The 17831-nt window shown below is 28.6% G+C and carries 14 protein-coding genes and 1 other annotated feature; of the genes, 9 read left to right on the top strand and 5 right to left on the bottom strand.

The window, feature by feature from the left end; all coding sequences use genetic code 11:
• Nucleotides 1–936 carry a magnesium transporter CorA family protein gene (locus IC173_RS05895; RefSeq protein WP_227434774.1) on the bottom strand — a complete coding sequence of 312 codons (936 nt, stop codon included), beginning with the start codon at nt 934–936 and terminating at the stop codon, nt 1–3.
• Between the two features lie 518 nt (nt 937–1454).
• Between IC173_RS05895 and IC173_RS05900 the strand changes: the two genes are divergently transcribed.
• Nucleotides 1455–1967, top strand: coding sequence for a flavin reductase family protein (locus tag IC173_RS05900; protein WP_227434773.1), 513 nt, complete (start codon nt 1455–1457; stop codon nt 1965–1967).
• A gap of 314 nt (nt 1968–2281) precedes the next feature.
• Here IC173_RS05900 and IC173_RS05905 read toward each other — a convergent pair whose 3' ends face one another.
• The 3 genes from IC173_RS05905 to thrC all read right to left on the bottom strand — a co-directional run bounded on the left by IC173_RS05905 (nt 2282) and on the right by thrC (nt 5851).
• Entirely contained in the window at nt 2282–3340 is a 1059-nt protein-coding gene (locus tag IC173_RS05905; RefSeq protein WP_255606541.1) for an NAD(P)H-dependent flavin oxidoreductase, read from the bottom strand.
• A 126-nt stretch (nt 3341–3466) separates the two neighbouring features.
• Nucleotides 3467–4360 (bottom strand): homoserine kinase, encoded by an 894-nt coding sequence (thrB, locus tag IC173_RS05910; RefSeq protein WP_227434772.1) that lies wholly within the window; start codon nt 4358–4360, stop codon nt 3467–3469.
• A 9-nt stretch (nt 4361–4369) separates the two neighbouring features.
• On the bottom strand, nt 4370–5851 hold the full coding sequence (thrC, locus tag IC173_RS05915; RefSeq protein WP_227434771.1) for a threonine synthase: 1482 nt from the start codon (nt 5849–5851) through the stop codon (nt 4370–4372).
• 106 nt (nt 5852–5957) lie between these two features.
• Nucleotides 5958–6187 (bottom strand) — a binding site (T-box leader).
• 877 nt (nt 6188–7064) lie between these two features.
• Here thrC and trxB point away from each other — a divergent pair.
• Nucleotides 7065–7973 (top strand): thioredoxin-disulfide reductase, encoded by a 909-nt coding sequence (trxB, locus tag IC173_RS05920; RefSeq protein ID WP_227434770.1) that lies wholly within the window; start codon nt 7065–7067, stop codon nt 7971–7973.
• A 92-nt stretch (nt 7974–8065) separates the two neighbouring features.
• Here the strand turns inward: trxB and typA are convergent, their stop codons facing one another.
• The gene (gene typA / locus IC173_RS05925) at nt 8066–9889 is read right to left on the bottom strand and encodes a translational GTPase TypA (protein WP_227434769.1); all 1824 of its coding nucleotides are present in this window, start codon (nt 9887–9889) and stop codon (nt 8066–8068) included.
• 214 nt (nt 9890–10103) lie between these two features.
• Between typA and IC173_RS05930 the strand changes: the two genes are divergently transcribed.
• The 7 genes from IC173_RS05930 to IC173_RS05960 all read left to right on the top strand — a co-directional run bounded on the left by IC173_RS05930 (nt 10104) and on the right by IC173_RS05960 (nt 17829).
• Nucleotides 10104–10346, top strand: coding sequence for a hypothetical protein (locus IC173_RS05930; RefSeq protein ID WP_227482560.1), 243 nt, complete (start codon nt 10104–10106; stop codon nt 10344–10346).
• Nucleotides 10347–10463: 117 nt separating this feature from the next.
• Entirely contained in the window at nt 10464–10655 is a 192-nt protein-coding gene (locus IC173_RS05935) for a DUF1450 domain-containing protein (protein ID WP_227434767.1), read from the top strand.
• Nucleotides 10656–10965: 310 nt separating this feature from the next.
• Nucleotides 10966–13464, top strand: a complete 2499-nt coding sequence (locus IC173_RS05940) for a heavy metal translocating P-type ATPase (RefSeq protein WP_227855291.1) — start codon at nt 10966–10968, stop codon at nt 13462–13464.
• Nucleotides 13465–13619: 155 nt separating this feature from the next.
• Complete coding sequence (locus IC173_RS05945; RefSeq protein WP_227434765.1) at nt 13620–14288, top strand: response regulator transcription factor; 669 nt, start codon at nt 13620–13622, stop codon at nt 14286–14288.
• Entirely contained in the window at nt 14272–15549 is a 1278-nt protein-coding gene (locus IC173_RS05950) for a sensor histidine kinase (RefSeq protein ID WP_227434764.1), read from the top strand. The genes IC173_RS05945 and IC173_RS05950 overlap by 17 nt, the downstream gene beginning before the upstream one ends.
• 554 nt (nt 15550–16103) lie before the next feature.
• Nucleotides 16104–17027: an ABC transporter ATP-binding protein gene (locus IC173_RS05955; RefSeq protein ID WP_227855292.1), complete on the top strand. Its 924-nt coding sequence runs from the start codon at nt 16104–16106 to the stop codon at nt 17025–17027.
• On the top strand, nt 17020–17829 hold the full coding sequence (locus IC173_RS05960; protein ID WP_227823999.1) for an ABC transporter permease: 810 nt from the start codon (nt 17020–17022) through the stop codon (nt 17827–17829). The genes IC173_RS05955 and IC173_RS05960 overlap by 8 nt, the downstream gene beginning before the upstream one ends.
• The last annotated feature ends 2 nt before the right edge of the window (nt 17830–17831 follow it).

Raw genomic sequence — 17831 nt, forward strand, 5'->3', positions numbered from 1 at the left:
TTATAATAGCTTGTTTCTTGACATAAAAAATGTAATTATTATGCATATTATAGAAGTAATGAGCATAATTATCCAAAATCCATTTGGGTTATCAGAAAATGGCATATTGATAACATTCATACCAAAGAATCCTGATATTATTGTAGGTATTGAGAAAATTAGTGTAACTACTGTTAAAAATTGCATAACATTATTTTGATTATTACTTATAATTGCACTGAAAGCATCCATAATTCTACTCAATATATCTCCATAGATTTTAGCCATATCAAGAGCCTGTCTATTTTCGACTATAACATCTTCTAAGAGGTCTTCATCATCTGGATATTTCTTTATACCAGCAGTTCTAACCATCTTGTTTAAGACCAATTCATTGGACTTTAAAGAGGTAGAGAAGTATACCAAAGACTTTTCTAATTCCAATAGTTGTACTAGTTCTTTATTTTTCATAGATTTGTAAATTTCTCGCTCTATTATGATTGTCATTTTATTTATTTTTCTTAAGTAATGCAAGTAATAAGCTGCATTTTTATGAAGAATTTGAAGCAAGAAGCGAGTTTTTTTAAATGTAAAAAAATCTTTAATATGACCAACTATAAAGTCATTTAAAATCTTAGTTTGTGCATTACAAACTGTTATAATAGCTTCTTGAGTTATTATAATACCTAAGGGTATTGTAGTATAATGAGAAGAATTAGAGTCACTTTCGTCTACTGGTATATCTATAAGTATAAGAGTATGATTGTCTTCAACATCTATTCTTGAGCGCTCTTCTTCATCTAGTGCAGATTCTATGCTTTCTACATCTATATTTAATAAATTAGAAATTTCGTTGATTTCACTATGATTAGGTTCAACAAGATTTATCCAACAACCATCTTCAAAAAAACTAAGTTTCTCTAATTTTGAATCTATAGTTTTGTAATATCTTATCATGGCAACACATCCTTTATTCAGTTTTATATAAATCTCATCATTTAATAGTATCTATTAATTAACTAATTTATATAACTGAATATCTGTATTAGTTTTAAAGTTAGATATTATTAAGTGATGAAATTGTAAAAAATTCTCTCCGCAACGGACTAGTATCCATTGCTCATCACTCTCCTTATTTATTATTTTATACATGCCTATATACAAAAGAAGTATTTTAAGCACTCTTTAATATAATACCTTTTCCAGGTATATAAATCAAGTTTTGATTTAGTCAAATGATATTTTTGTCATAATTTACATGTAAAACATAACAGTCATATTTAACTTAGATAAAGTATATATATACTCTGAGTGAAAATATTAAATATATTAGAAAATGAATAGGTATCTATATCCTTACTCCTTTATAATATGTTTAATAAAAAATACTTTATTTTTCAAAGTAAATTCTAGTAATAATTTATAATGAAAATAAAAGTATTATCAATATAATAGAATGAGAGGTTATTAGAGGTATGAGTGAATTTAAAGAGATTATGTCAGAAGAAATTAAAAGTAATCCATTTAAGTTGATAGGTAAAGACTGGACATTGATAACAGCTGAAAAAGAAGGTAAAGTAAATACAATGACTGCTAGTTGGGGTGGACTTGGAGTTATGTGGGGAAAAAATGTTGCTTTTGTAGTAATAAGACCACAACGTTATACTAAAGAATTTATAGATAATACAGATACATTTTCTCTTACTTTTTTTGATGAAGATTTTCGTGAAGAACTTTCTTATTGTGGTAAAGTATCTGGTAGGGGAGAGGATAAAATATCTAAAATAGGATTTAATATAGAATATTTGAATGATACACCTTATTTTAAAGAGGCAAAGTTGGCTATTATATGTAAAAAAATGCACTGCCAAAAAATTGACCCACAATGTTTTATTGATGAAGAGATAGATGGAAGATGGTATCCACAAAAAGATTATCACACTCTATATGTAGCTGAGATAACAAATGTACTTGTAAAAGAAGATTAAATAATATGCAATGATAGGGTTATATCAGTAAGCAGTATTATAGAAAGCAAAGAAAATTTAATTATGATATATAAGTGATTGAGTTTTTATACATGAAATTTTCTACAATTGATTGGAAAATAAATTAAGTAAGAGCAAGTGAAATTTTGAAATATACTATTAATAATGGTGTAAATTATATTTATATAGTATCTTAATAAAAATAAAGATGAGAATATAAATAAGCTAAGGATATAAATATGTTAATATAGATTGATTAGTAACATATTTAAAAATCCTTAGCTTAATAAAAATTTAATTTGTAAATTTTCAAATTATAATTCAGAAATTAATTCATTGATAACATCTTCAACAGAACTTAACTTATCAATTTTATACGCATTATTGCCACAGAATAAAAGTGAATTTTCCACATCTCCTTTAACAGCATTAATTAATGCTTGAGAAATACAGTATGGTGTTTCTTTTGGATTGCAAGGAATCAAACAGTTGTAACATTTTTTTATCTCTGGACGATTAGTTTTAACATCTTCTATAAATTTATTTCTTATAGCACGTCCAGGAAGACCTACAGGACTTTTAACTATGTGTACATCTTCTTCTGTAGCATTTATATACGCCATTTTAAAGTTTTCATGTGCATCACACTCATAAGTAGCAACAAATCTCGTACCAACTTGTACACCACTTGCTCCCATATCAATATATTTTTTTACATCACTACTAGAAGTTATGCCACCAGCAGCAACAACTGGAATGTTCTTGCCAAATTTTTCTCCATAATTATTTGCAACTTTTAATATCTCAACAAATTCTTTATCATAGTCTATAGAATCTATGTTATCAAGCTCCTCATTAGAGTATCCAAGATGACCACCAGCTTTTGGACCTTCAACAACTATTAAGTCAGCAGTAGTTTTCTCTTTTCTATCCCACATTTTTAAGATTACACTAGCAGCTTTTGCAGTAGAAACTATAGGTGCTATTTTTACATTACTTCCTTTTACTAAAGATGGTAGTTTATTAGGAAGTCCAGCCCCTGATATTATAAGGTCTACACCAGCTTTAACAGCTTCTTTTACATATGTTTCATATTCTTTCATAGCGACCATGAAATTAATGCCAATAATGCCACCATTTGAAATTTCTTTTGCTCTGGAAATATGTTTTTTTATAGCTCTTAAATTTGCATTTATAGTGTTAGTCTCAAAATCTTCCTCATCATAACCAATTTGAACTCCAGAAACTACACCAACACCACCAAGCTTAGCAACAGCACCAGCAAGTGATGATCTAGATATACCAACGCCCATTCCACCTTGAATTATAGGAACTTTTGCAACTAAATCTCCAATTATTAACTCTTTTATGATAATCCCTCCTCAATGTAAACATGTTTAAAGAACTAGATTATAATACTTAATATTATTACCTAGTCCTAATTATTATACTACAAATTATAATAAAAGAGTAGTTATATTTTATATGTGAGACAATAATTATAGAATATTTAAAACTGCTCCTTTAGAATCACAACACAACTCTTTTATTTCCCAATTAGATTTTAAGTTTGATAGATAATCTCTCATATTATGCACGAAATTATCATCATTTTCTTTTATTAAAGCCATTATAGTAGGCCCAGCTCCACTTAAGAATACGCCAATACTATTTAATTGTTCAGATTTTTTAACAATATCACTGTAGTTTTCAATTAAAGTACCCCTATAATCTTGATGCAATTTATCTTGACAAGCTACTTTAAGAAGCTCAAAGTTTTTGTTTAACAGTGCAGACACAAGTAAAGCGACTCTACTAACATTAAACACTCCATCAGAATATGGTATTTCTTTTGGTAAAACACCTCTAGCTTTTTCAGTTGACAGTTTGAAATTAGGTATCATTGCACAAAATTTGAGTTCATTAGGGATTTCTATAATATCGTAGTGTATATTGTCATTATCAGTAACAGAAACAACCATATTACCTAAAATAGCAGGAGCAACATTATCTGGATGTCCCTCTATTTCTGAAGCTATATTTAACAACTGGCATTTATCTAAATTAGCATTTGATAGAGCATTTGCAGCTATAACGCCAGCAACTATACAAGAGGCACTACTACCAAGACCTCTACATATAGGGACATCACTTTGGATTTTTATTTTGATACCAGTAGGTATTTTAGCTGGCTTAACTCTATCAAAGAAGTATTTCATAGATGTATAAACTAAATTATTTTCATTTTTGTAGGCATCTTCGCAACCTTCTATTTCAAGACCATTTTCAATTTCTTCAACATAAAATTTATTATATATATTTAAAGCAATTCCAAGACAATCAAATCCTGGACCTATATTTGCACTTGTTGCAGGAACTATAATTTCTAACATAATAATCACCTATACCTTTAAAAATTTTTCTATAGCTATTTTTAATTCATCCTTTTCATAAATATCTTTATGTAGTATTTCTGCATTTTGAAGATTTCTAATAGGTTTTGGTATATCTACCTTAGCAATATTTGATAATCTATCTATTATGGCAAAATCATCAAGATTTCCAAAATTGGAGTCTATAGATTTTAAAACATCTTCAGAAAACTTAAATGGGCTTGCAGTACTTACAACAACAGTTTTTGTATCATCAGAAGTTTCTTTTTTGTATTTTTCATAACAATTATATGCAACAGCAGTATGAGTATCGATTAAATAATTGTAATTTTTAAAAATATTATTTATCGTGTTTTTAACTTCTTCCTCATTAGAATATTCACCATAGAATGAAGCCAGATTCTTTTTCATATCTTCATTTATTTTATAAACTCCATCTTCACTAAGATTAGATAGAAGTCTGCTTACAGTTTCAGTATTTCTATTTGATATTTCAAATAATAATCTTTCTAAATTACTTGAAATTAATATATCCATAGAAGGTGAAGAAGTCAATTTCAATGCTCTATTTTTATCATATATACCAGTTTTAAAGAAGTCATAAAGTACATTGTTGTCATTTGATGCACATATCAATTTATTTATTGGAAGTCCCATTTGTTTAGCATAATATCCAGCTAAAATATTACCAAAGTTACCAGTTGGGACTACAAAATTTATTTTGTCATTTAACTTTATTTCATCACTATCTACCAATTTCATATATGAATAAAAATAGTATGCAACTTGAGGAAGAAGTCTTCCTATGTTAATTGAATTAGCAGAAGATAAGATATAATTACTATCTAATAGTTTTTCATTAAATTCCTTATTAGAGAAAATTTTCTTTACACCAGATTGTGCATCGTCAAAATTTCCTTTTATACCAACTACATATGTATTTTTTCCAGTTTGAGTCTTCATCTGAAGTTTTTGCACTGCACTTACACCATCTTCTGGAAAGAATACAATTATTTTTATCTTGTCTATATCTTTAAAACCTTCAAGTGCTGCTTTTCCTGTATCTCCAGATGTAGCAGTAAGAATTACAACATCTTTTTCTAAATTATCTTTTTTAATAGATGTTTTAAGAAGGTGAGGCATTATAGTAAGTGCCATATCCTTAAATGCTAAAGTTGGACCATGATATAATTCTAAGAAATAAGCATCATTTACTTTATTTAATGGAGCTATACTAGTGCAATCAAATTTTTCGTCATATGCATTTGTTATACAATCTTTAATCTCAGATTCAGTAAAATCGCATAAAAATTTACTAAGTACAAAAAATGCTATTTGGGAATACGTTAAATTTACTAAATCTATAAGTTCATTTTTTACATTTGGAAATTCACTTGGAACATAAAGACCACCATCGTTTGAAATTCCTTTTATTATTGCTTGTGATGCAGTTACTTTTTCTTTGGTGCCTCTTGTACTTGAATAATACATTTCTATAATCCTCCATATATTTTAAATTTTTAATTAGCTAATTAAACTAGATACAGAATATTTTAAAAACTGAATTTAGGTAATAAAAAAAGACCCTCATCCCTAAAAAAGGGACGAGAATCTGTTTCCCGCGGTTCCACCCAAATTGATTTTAAAAAATCCACTTGATACTTTAACGTAAGTAGTAAAACGTCTATTCTTACTAAAATCATAAGATAACTTCAGATAGAAGCTCATAGGTAGTTTTCAATCTTTCTAGTTAAAGAAACTTTTCAGCTAATAGTTTCCTTCTCTGGTAACCGATTCAGATTTACTCTTCCTAATCAAAGCCTTTCAATATTCTTAATATTATTAATTATTCTAGAATATAAAACAGACAAAGTCAAGTATTAATATAAAAATTTGGAAAAAATATTTTTTGAAATGTAAAAAAACTGTAATCAAATTGACTTATATACAGAATATTTTTTTAACCTTTTTAAATCTATAAAAACTTGAATTTTCATAGAAATGAAGTGGATTTTAATAAAAATTAATTAGAAGATAAGAGTTACATATCTGTAATATTAAAATTTTATGTTACACCATATTACAAAAAAAGTTTACAAAACTTTAATTTGAAAAATGTAATTATATGGTATATCATATAAATATAGATAAATAGCGTTAATATTTAAACGATTAATTGTACTTGAATTAATAAAAGTATATAATTTTTAATTTGAAAAAAAATACTATTGTAAAATTACAAATATGTTCAAATTAAATTCACAAGTATTTCACATAATAAGAGTATACTGTAAACAAAAGGAGGTATTAAATATGGGAATAGTACTTATAACAGCAGCATTAGTTTTGGTTATGTATGGACTTTCAATTCTATCATATATATCAGAAAGCAATATATTAGAAGACACTGTAAATGATAACCAATAAGGTTTTAAATTATATAAATAAGTAGAACTGTAAGTAAAAATTACTTTTTATTTACAGTTTTTTTATATATTTATTAAATAAAGTTAACATATAAATAAATAAAGTTAAAATATAAAAAATAATACTTTATTTATAGCTATCAGTTTTTAAATTAATCCTTTCTATAAACTAACAAAAATAATGTTTTGTTTATAGTATATATGGATAATAATAGTAAAGTATAAGAATAATGAGAATAATATATAAGAAATAATAATATAAAGAGAGGTAAATTGTCATGGTAGATATTATTGTAATTGGTGCTGGACCAGCAGGTTTAACTTCAGCAATTTATGCTATGAGAGCTGGTTTAAGTGTAACAGTCTTTGAAAAAAGTATTTATGGAGGTCAAGTTGCAAGTACATCTGAGGTAGAAAATTATCCAGCAGTTCAAAAAATTTCTGGTATAGAGTTTTCTACTAACATATATAATCAAGCAGTCGATCAGGGTGTTGATATTCAGTTTGATGAAGTAGAAAGGATAAGTTTAGAAGGTAAAGTAAAAATTGTTAAAACAGCATCAGGAGAACATAAAGCAAAGGCTGTTATCCTTGCAAATGGAGTCGAAAGACGTAAATTAGGATGTGTTGGAGAAAAAGAGTTTACAGGTAAAGGAGTATCTTATTGTGCAACATGTGATGGAGCCTTTTTTAAGAATAAAGAAGTTGCAATAGTTGGTGGAGGAAATACTGCATTAGAAGATGCTTTATTTTTAGCTAATAATTGTACAAAAGTGTACTTAATTCACAGAAGAGATGATTTTAGAGGTGAAGAAGTATTAGAAAAGTCAGTAAAGGCAAGAAAAAATATTGAGATACTTTATAGTCATGGTGTAGAAAAAATAGAAGGTGAAAAGACAGTATCAAGAATAGAAGTAAAAGACTTAAAAACTGAGGAGAAAAGAACTATAGATGTAAGTGGTATTTTCATTGCTATAGGACTTAAACCTAACAATAAAATGTTTGAAAATGTACTTGAGTTAGATGAAGGTGGGTATATAGTTTCAGATGAGTCTTGCACAACATCAGTTGAAGGTGTATATGTAGCAGGAGATAATAGAACGAAGTTTTTACGTCAAATAATAACAGCAGCTTCAGATGGTGCTATCGCAGCTGTTCAAGCAGCTAATTATATAAATGTTGAATAAATATAACTCTTAAATAAAAATAGCCATATAACACTATAAAGAAAATATATCTTTAAGTATTATATGGCTATTTAGTAAATAGATATTAGAATTTATTTACCTTGTCTAGACTTATTATATCTTAATCTATCATGTTCATTTAATAATCTTTTTCTAAGTCTTATAGAATCTGGTGTGATTTCAACTAATTCATCATCTTCTATAAATTCTAATGCTTCCTCAAGAGTGAATATTCTAGGAGGTGATAATTTTATAGCATCATCTGAACCAGAAGCACGTACGTTACTCATTTTCTTGTTTTTACAAGGATTAACTACCATGTCATCTTTTCTAGAATTCATACCAATTATCATGCCTTCATAAACTTCTACACCAGGGTCTACAAACATCGTAGCTCTATCACTTAAAGCATTAAGAGAATATCCCATAGTAACACCAGGCCCTTGTGCTATTAAGACACCATTTCCTCTTGAAGGTATTTCACCCTTAAATTCTTCAAATTTTTCAAATGAACGAACTAGAGTACCTTCTCCACGAGTAGCATTTATAAACTCACTTCTATATCCTAAAAGACCACGAGTAGGAGCTAAGAATTCTATTTTTACATAGTCTCCTTCTATTGACATAGACTCCATCATACCTTTTCTCATGTTCAATTCATTTATAATAGTACCTGAATAAACTTCTGGACAGTTTACAATAACTCTTTCTACTGGTTCCATTAACTTTCCATCTTCTTTATGCATTAAAACTTCAGGCTTAGAAACACCAACTTCATAACCTTCACGTCTCATATTTTCAAGAAGTATAGATAAATGAAGTTCTCCACGTCCAGAAACTTTATATCCATCAGTAGTATCAAGAGGTTCAACTTTAAGTCCTACATTTACTTCAAGTTCTTTTTCAAGTCTGTCTTTTAAATGTCTAGTTGTAACGAATTTACCACTTTTTCCAACAAATGGAGAATCATTTACTAAGAAGTTCATAGAAAGAGTAGGCTCTTCTATTTTTATCATTTCCATAGGAAGTGGATTATCTAAATCACATAGAGTTTCTCCTATAGATATATCAGGAATACCAGATATAACAACTATTTCTCCACTAGTAGCTTCATTCACTTCAACTTGTTTTAAACCTTCATATACAGAAAGTCTTGATACTTTTCCTCTAGATACAACAGAACCTTCTCTACAAATAGCAACTTGTTCATTGCTTTTAAGTGTTCCTTTATAGATTCTACCTATACCAAGTCTACCTACATAATCATCATATGCAAGAGCTGATATTTGGAATTGTAGAGATTCATTGTCGTAATCAGGATAAGCTTCAACATGATTTACAATAGTTTTAAATAGTGGAGATAGGTCTTCACTGTCATCATCCATTTCAAGTTTAGCTATACCTTGTTTAGCTATTCCATATATTATAGGGAACTCACATTGTTCGTCTGTTGCATTTAAGTCTACAAATAAATCGAAAACTTCATTAACTACTTCTTCCGCTCGTTGGTCTTTTTTATCAATTTTATTGATAAATAGTATTGGTTTTAAACCGAACTCTAAAGATTTTTGTAAAACAAATCTAGTTTGAGGCATTGGGCCTTCGCTTGCATCAACTAGTAAAATAACTGTGTCAACAGTTTTCATAACACGTTCAACTTCAGAAGAAAAGTCGCTATGTCCTGGTGTATCAACTATATTTATTTTATAGTCTTGATAGTTTATTGCACAGTTTTTTGAATATATAGTTATGCCTCTTTCTTTCTCAAGGTCGTTACTGTCCATAACGCAGTCTTTAACTACTTCATTTTCTCTAAAAACACCACTTTGAGAAAGGAAAGCATCAACTAGTGTTGATTTTCCTGCATCAACGTGGGCAATAACTGCGATATTTATAATTTTATGTTTTTGTGACATTTTTGTTGCTCCCTTCGATTAAAATAACTTATTAATTATATCACAATATATTGTTAGGTACAAGGAAAAATAGATTAAAATGCATTAATATAATTTAAATTAGGTAAAAATGTTGATTTCAAATATATAAATTTATTTTGTTTAAAAAAAATTTTTAGACAAATAATAAATTTATAAATGAACATACTAATTTAAAAGTAGAGGATGATATATATTGGAAGTAACTAAAATAATCATTAAATATTTTACAAGTGAAAGTGATACTTTCATAAAAGAGGAAGTAGATAATTTTGAAGAACTTTTAAGATGTTCTAAAAAGTTTATTGAGGGTAAAAAAATAGAAGAAGATGTTTTATATATAAAATCTAAAGAAAACTACAAAGTAAATGTAGTTAAGTTTATAGAAGTTAAAGAGTTGGAGATAGTAAAAAAACAGCAAATACCCCCATACATGTAATAATAAAATTACTATAAAATGGAATGCATGGAAATAATTTATTGTAAAAAAAAAATTACAAAGCTTATATTTGGGTATAACTGTATTAATTAGACATTAATTAGGAGGAACTTAAATATGATAAGAGTATGCCCAAACTGTTCAAATGTGGATGTAAATAAGCTAAAAACTTTAGTTGGAGAAGAAAATGTGAAGACTGGTTGTATAGGTCAATGTAGAGCATTTAAAAAAGAAGCTGTAGGAATAATAGATAATGAGCTTGAAATAAGAGAAACAGAGGAAGAATTTTTTGAAGCATGTAAGAAATAAACTATACATGTAAGAAAAAACTACAGTAGAAAATAAATTATATAAAAGAGAGCATATAAATTGAGTAAGTATTTAGCAATTTATTTGCTCTCTTTTTATGTACATATTTAATTATGAGTATACTTTTTTATTAAATACAAATAAATATAACTAAATTAAATTTATTTATTAAAAAAATATTGATTAAATATACCTATAGGGGGTATAATAAATACTATAGATTTCCAAATAAAGAATTTATCAATATTACATATCAAAATAAAATATACAAATTAATTGAAAATATATTGAAAGAGAGGAAGAGTTTATTATGAGTTCAAATAAAATAGTAGAAAATTATAAAATCACAGGTATGACATGTGCAGCTTGTGCAAAGGCAGTAGAAAGAGTAACTAAGAAATTAGATGGAGTATATGACCAAAGCGTAAACATAGCTACTGAAAAACTTAAGATAGAATATGACAATTCTAAAGTTAGCTTTGATGACATAAAGCAGGTTGTAGAAAAAGCTGGATATGGAATTATAAAGGAAGAAAGTAATAAAAAAATTGATATGAAAATTGATGGAATGACATGTGCAGCCTGTGCAAAAGCTGTAGAGAGAGTAGTAAAAAAATTGGATGGAGTAGAAAGTATTAGTGTAAATATTGCAACTGATAAAGCTAATATAGACTATAATCCATCAAAAGTAAAATTATCTCAGATAAAAGCAGCTATAGAAAAAGCTGGTTATAAACCAATAGAAGAAGTAAAAAATAAAGTTGATGTAGATGAAGATAAATTAAGAAAAGAAAAAGAAATGAATACTTTATTTATTAAATTCATAGTTGCAATAGTATTTGCAGTACCTTTGTTTTATATAGCAATGGGTCCTATGATAATAAAACCTATAGGACCATGGCCTTTACCAGAAATTCTAAATCCTATGACAAATACTTTAAATTATGCATTAGTTCAATTGATTTTAGTAATCCCAGTTATGATAGCTGGATATAAATTTTATATAAATGGGTTTAAAGCACTTTTTTCTTTAAGTCCTAATATGGATTCTTTGGTTGCAATTGGTACCTTGGCAGCATTTTTATATAGTCTATATACAACAGTACAAATAGCAAATGGACAAATTCAGGGTATGCACCATCATCAGTTGTATTATGAAAGTGCAGGAATAATAATAGCACTTATATTACTTGGTAAATATTTAGAATCAAAATCAAAAGGAAAAACATCAGAAGCAATTAAAAAACTTATGGGGCTACAACCTAAAACTGCAATAGTAATAGTTGATGGTAAAGAAATAGAGACTCCTATAGAAGAAGTTGGAATAGGAGATATAATACTAGTAAAACCAGGGACTAAAATACCAGTAGATGGAGTTGTAATAGAGGGATATACATCAGTTGATGAATCTATGCTTACAGGTGAAAGTATACCAGTAGAAAAAAATATTGGAAGTAAAGTTACAGGAGCTAGTATAAATAAAAATGGTGTTATTAAATTTAAAGCTGAAAAAATTGGTGGAGATACAGCTCTTGCTCAAATAATAAAATTAGTTGAAGATGCACAGGGTACAAAAGCACCCATTGCTAAACTTGCTGATACTGTTTCTGGATATTTTGTACCAATAGTAATTGCAATAGCTATAGTATCATCATTATTGTGGTTTTTAGTGGGTGGAAAAGATATAGTATTTGTACTTACTATATTCATATCAATACTTGTAATTGCTTGCCCTTGTGCATTAGGATTGGCTACACCAACTGCTATAATGGTTGGAACTGGAAAAGGTGCAGAAAATGGAATACTGATAAAAGGTGGGGAAGCACTAGAATCTGCTCACGAAGTAAATACAGTAATATTTGATAAAACAGGTACAATAACAGAAGGAAAACCAAAAGTAACAGATATTGTATTAAATAATGTGAAAGAAGAATACCTAATTAAGATTGCTTCAAGTGCAGAGAAAGGTTCAGAACATCCTCTAGGAGAAGCAATAGTTAGATATGGAGAAGAGAAAAATATACAGATTGAAAAAGTTGATAACTTTAAAGCTATACCAGGTGCTGGTATACAAGTTACTATAAATAATGAAAATATATTACTTGGAAATAGAAAGCTTATGAACGACAATAATATTAACCTTAAAGATTTAGAGGAAAAATCTAATATACTAGCAAGTCAAGGTAAGACACCTATGTATATTGCTGTAGATGGAAATTTATCAGGAATAATTGCAGTTGCAGATGTGGTTAAAGAAAGTAGTAAAAAAGCAATAGATATTCTTCATGATATGGGAATAAAAGTTGCAATGGTAACTGGAGATAATGTTAAGACTGCAAATGCTATAGCAAGTCAAGTAGGTATAGATATGGTATTAGCAGAGGTTTTACCAGAAGATAAATCAAAAGAAGTTGAAAAATTACAAAATCAATGTAAGTTTGTTGCAATGGTAGGAGATGGAATAAATGATGCACCAGCTCTTGCAAAAGCTGATATAGGAATAGCAATAGGAAGTGGAACAGATGTAGCAATTGAGTCTGCAGATATAGTGCTTATGAAGAGTGATTTAATGGATGTTCCAACTGCGATTAAACTTAGTAATGAAACTATAAAAAACATAAAGCAAAACTTATTTTGGGCATTTGGATATAATACAATTGGTATACCTGTAGCAGCAGGATTATTGTATATATTTGGAGGACCTCTTTTAAATCCAATGATTGCAGCAGCAGCCATGAGTTTAAGTTCAGTTTCGGTAGTTTCAAATGCGCTTAGACTTAAAAATTTCAAAGCATATAAAAAAAATTAGAATAATAAATTAAGTAAAAATGTATTTAAAAGAGCTATCTTTAATTAAAAGGATTAATTTACAAATTAAGATAGTTCTTTTTTCATGTAAAATTCACAACAATGAGATAAAATATAAGTAATATAAGAAATTTTAAAATAGAAAGGATTGATAGGATGAACTCGTCAATACTTGTAATCGAAGACGATTCAAACATACAAGAATTAATATCAGAGTTTTTAAGTGCAGAAGGCTATCAGGTTGAGTCAGCAAATGATGGATTAGAAGGTATACAAAAATTTAAGCAAGGAAGTTATGACTTGGTAATATTAGATATAATGATGCCAAACTTAGATGGTTATGGAGTTTGTAAAATGATAAGAAAATCATCAAGTGTTCCAATTATATTTTTGACTGCTTTAAACGATGAAGGAGATCAACTTAAGGGATTTGACTTAGAATGCGATGATTATATAACAAAACCATTTTCATTTAATCTTCTCATTAAAAGAGTAGAAGCTATCTTGAGAAGAAGCAACAAAACGATAAATGATAAGTTTATAGTTTTTGAAAAATTAAAGTTAGATTTAAACACATATATTGCTGAAATAGATGGAGAGCCTATAGAACTTACATTAAAAGAATTTAATATATTGAAAGCTTTGATAGAAAAATATCCACAGGTTATAACTAGGGAAGGTCTTTTAGATAGTATATGGGGTTATGATTATTATGGAGATACTAGAATTGTTGATGCACATATAAAAAATATAAGAAAAAAAATATCATTACCATATATTAAAACTGTAAAAGGAATAGGGTATACACTTGAGAAGGATATTTGATAAGTGGGAAAAATTAAGTATAAAGTATAAATTATTTTCCATAACAACATCATTATTAATAGCATTAGCTTTAATAATATACCTAATTTTATATTTTTTATTGCCATCATATTATCATGAGTATAAAATTGAGTCTCTTCAAGAAAGCTTAAAATCTCTAGTAGATAGTTCAATTCACTTTGATACATATACTTTAGAAGAAAGACTCTATTATATGGCTAAAGACCAAAACCTTGCTATTTTACTAAAAGACAACCAAGGAAAAATTGTATATGGTAAAAATGAAGTAGTTATTTTAAGATATAGTAAGTATATGATTAATAGTATTGAAGATGAGTATAGAACATCTATACCTATATATACAAAAGACTCAAAAGACGGGCCATATAGTTTAGAACTTGTTATGCCATTACAGCCAATTGACGAAGCAAATGAAGTCATAAGAAAGTTAATGCCATACATTATATCAATAGCGATATTAATAGCAATTATTGGAGCATATATATATTCAATCGTAATAACAAAGCCTCTTATAAATATAATAGAGAGTGAAAGAGAACAGGAATATAGAAGAAAGGATTTTGTTGCAACGATATCACATGAATTAAAAACTCCAATAACCATAATAAGTGGTCAAATTGAAGGAATGATTTATAGTGTAGGTAAGTATAAAGATAGGGATACTTACTTGAAAAAATCATATGAATGTACACAAGAGCTAAAAGATTTAGTAAATGAGATGATAGAGGTTTCAAAATCAGAAATACTAGAAAAAGATTTAAAATTAGTATCAATAAATATAAGTGAACTTTTAAATAGACTGGTAAAAAGACAAGTATTTTTAATAGAAGAAAAACATATGAAAACTATTCTAAAAATAGAAGAAAACCTAGAAATTAAGGCAGACCAAGAGAGAATAACTAAAGCAATTAATAATATAATAAATAATGCTATAAAATATTCTCCTGAAGGCTCAGACCTTATAATTAGACTTTATGATAAAAACAATCGAATAAACAAAAAAACTTCTAATCAAAGAGTTATTTTAGAAATTGAAAATACTGGTGTAACTATAGAGAAACGTTACTTAGAAGAGATATTTAATCCATTTTATAGAATAGAAAAATCTCGTTCAAGAAAAACTGGAGGAAGTGGTCTTGGTCTTTATATAGTCAGTCAAATTTTTAAAACTCATGGGTTTGAATACAGTATAAAAAATAAGGAAAACTCTGTAGTATTTACGGTTGAATTTAAAAATTAGCTTTAAAACATATATAGAGTATCTTTTCATAAGTTGGAAAATGTCAGCATAGCCTGTATTTACGAGTTTTGATAAGGATGGTAGTAGAAAATTAGCAAAATCAAGGCTTTGCAGACAGCAGACAGACAGTGTGATTATATAAAACTGAATATTATGATAGAAAAAGGACGCATTTTTGAAATCTGCGTCCTTTTTCTATTGGATTTTGCTTATCCTTGAAAAGTCAGCAGGAAGTAAAGAACATCATTGAATGGGCTTCATTGATGGCTTTTGATTAAATGGGTTTTAGAGCCGTGTTACAGTCATTTTTAGATACCGAAGATACAAGGCATCTTACTTAGAGGATGGGCAAAATCTAGCGCTGGATAAGGTAGATTTTGGTTATCTCATTGAGCATTTATACAGGCAGACTGGAACTGAATATGAGTTATTCCCTGCTGAAGAAGAAATTTGAGAGGGATTTTTTGGATAAATTGCAAGGTTAATGCAAGGTTCTAGCAAGATTAATGTAAGATTAGAGTGTTATAATGGGAATCAGAATAGGGGGAATGTATATGAACAAATACATAATTGAAACGAAAAATCTTACAAAACAGTATGGTTCACAAAAAAGTGTTGCTGACCTGAACATCCATGTACAGAAAGGGAGAATTTACGGTCTGCTTGGTAGAAACGGAGCAGGAAAAACTACCACAATGAAAATGTTGCTTGGATTAACACAGCCTACTTCTGGTGAAGTGAAGATTTTTGGAAAATGCTTAAAAGACAATGAAAAAAAATTGCTGCCACACATAGGAAGTCTGATTGAATCGCCTGGTTTTTATCCGAACCTGACTGCTACGGAAAATCTGTGTATTTTTGCTACTTTACGTGGAATTCAAAACCGGAACGCTATCAAAAATGCTTTGGATTTAGTAGGTCTTCCCTATAAAGACAAAAAGCTGTTTTCTCAATATTCTCTGGGAATGAAACAAAGACTAGCGATTGCCCTTGCTATTATGCACGAGCCAGAATTATTGATTTTGGATGAACCAATTAACGGTCTTGACCCTATTGGAATTGCAGAAATACGCTCATTTATCCATGACCTATGTAAAAAAAGAGGAAAGACCATTTTAATCTCCAGTCATATTTTATCAGAAATAGCTCTGCTGGCTGATGATATAGGAATTATCGACCATGGAGTATTATTGGAAGAAGAAAGTCTATCTGAACTGGAACAGAAAAGCAACAAATATATTCATTTTACGATTTCTGATACAGCACAGGCAGGAAGAGTTTTGGAACACATATTCCATGGGCAGCACTTTACAATTCAAGATGACCACAATTTAAGACTGCATAATCTTGATTTATCTGTTGGAAAAATTGTAACTTCGTTTGTAGAGAATGGATTAGAGGTTTTTGAAGCACATACTTGCGAAGAGACCCTTGAAGACTACTTCAAACGAGTAACCAGAGGTGAGGTAATTGCTTAAACTTATAAAATGTGAATTTTGGAAGTTAAAACGCAAAAAGTTATTATACGCACTTTTGTCATTATCATTATTCTTTCCCTTAATTTTAACATATATGGCAAAATCCAGAACAAACACAGATATGACAGAACATTATCTTCAAACAAGATTTGATTATGTCTATACAATGATGTTAGGTTATGGATTGGTTTTTTTACTGCCTTGTTTAATTGGTATTATTGCAGCTATTCTTTTCTTTATAGAAAGAGACTGTAATACTTCAAAAAATATCAGGACAATACCTATTGCAAATACGCAACTTATCATGGCAAAAATCTATATGTTATTTATTTTTGGAATTGCTTTTTGCCTAATAAATACCTTATCAGTTGCATTGTTTTCCAGTTTGTTTCATGCAGGAATGGTTTATGGTATGTCCTATAAGTTAATGATGAGTTTAGTTTTTGCTGTGCTTATTGTAGCGGCTTCTTTACCAATTGTTTTTCTGATTATTTATTTTAACAAAACATTTTTATTGTCCATCTTGCTTGCATTTTTCTATTCTATTTTCAACTGGGGAATATTGGGGACTGTGGGAACCTCCATAAGTGCTTCTAAAATCACTTTTTTAAATTTCTTTCCAGTTATATGTGTTATGAACTGGGCGAGCGGTTCCATGATGAATAATCTGCAAAAAGATAATCTTTTACCAGAAGCATACGATATTGTACCAACCACTAGCCATACAGTTTTACTCATGGTGATTACTGTTACTATCTTCTTATGGCTGATAGTTCGATTCTACAAAAAATGGACGAGGTAATA

Origin of the sequence: Clostridioides sp. ES-S-0048-02 (assembly GCF_020658495.1) — a bacterium.
Classification (GTDB): Bacteria; Bacillota; Clostridia; order Peptostreptococcales; family Peptostreptococcaceae; genus Clostridioides.